The 1,080-nt window shown below is 61.6% G+C and carries 1 protein-coding gene and 1 pseudogene; one reads left to right on the top strand and one right to left on the bottom strand.

Features of this window, described 5'->3' with window-relative positions; all coding sequences use genetic code 11:
- Positions 1 to 182 precede the first annotated feature (182 nt).
- Positions 183 to 587 (top strand): hypothetical protein, encoded by a 405-nt coding sequence (locus ACZ3TI_RS41030; protein WP_465735709.1) that lies wholly within the window; start codon positions 183 to 185, stop codon positions 585 to 587.
- 7 nt (positions 588 to 594) lie between these two features.
- On the opposite strand, the pseudogene ACZ3TI_RS41025 reads toward ACZ3TI_RS41030, so the two are convergent.
- Positions 595 to 1,080 (bottom strand): annotated as a pseudogene (locus ACZ3TI_RS41025) (IS701 family transposase); the annotation flags it as partial.

The following is a 1,080-nucleotide window of genomic DNA, read 5'->3' as shown; positions in this document are numbered from 1 at the left end:
TGATCAGGCGAAGGCCGCTTCCGTGTACGGGAGTTACCGATACGAGTGATCAAGTTCGGCAGCCCGTTCGAGGCTACTGCTTAAAGATCAAGCTAAGGACTGTCCCGTAATCCCCGGCGGACGCTCGGCAGAAAAGCGTGGAACTTCAGTGCGGGGGATCATGGAAGAAAGAGGGTTCGGCCGTGAAGATTGAGAAAATTGACTACTCGCGACTCGCGACAACTGGCAAGGAGTTGCGCGACATAGCGGCTAGCGACGCCGATTGGATCGTGCGCAACTCGGATGACTTGCGGCAACTTCGTGCGGCTGGCGACAACGCCCTAGCGAAGCTTCCTGCAACGGACTTTGAAGCGTTTATCGCGAGCCTCCAATTTGCCAATGGAGGCGTCGCTGGTGGATGCTACAAGCCGTTGATGTCAACTCTGTTGCTGTCGGATATCTTTGAGGTGTTTGCCCACTTCGGGATTAGCGCCGGATTGCTATCGAGCCAAACCGACGCGGATTCCTGCCAGGAGTGCGATTGCGCCTCGGGGAAGTGTAATTGGCAGTGGTGGTCGTTTTGTAGCAGTCTATTACTCCAGCCGTAGATCGTGATCACGCTGGGGCGGCGGCTTGGCGGTTGTAGTGGCTGGATTGGGATCGGGCCTGGTGGCGGCGTCGCCAGTGGGACCAGCGGAGCCGGTGGGTAGTGTCGTGGACGCGCTGGGCGATGAGCGTGATGAACAGGCGTGCGATCTCGTCGCAGGTGAGCGGGATCAGGTTGTCCGGTGCGGGATGGCGGGTGTGTTCGTCGGCGCGGAGGACGGCCAGGAAGGCGTGGGCGAGCATGGCGAGGGTGACCCATCGGGACCAGGACGTGTAGCGGCGGACCTGATGCTCGTCCAGGCCGGCCAGGCCCTTTCCGGACTGGAACGTCTCCTCGATCCGCCACCTTGATCCTGCGACCCGCACCAGGGTCGTCAGCGGGACTGGCTGGGGCGAGTAGCAGCGGTAGTAGGCGAGTTCGCCGGTGGTGCAGTTGCGGCGGATCAGTAGGTGGCGGATGCCGGGCTGGGGGTCGGACAGGTCGATGATCGCCCA

This window comes from Kitasatospora sp. NPDC023120 (assembly GCF_055560835.1).
Note: the sequence above shows the minus strand (reverse complement) of the source record. Positions and strands in the feature narration are given on the sequence as shown.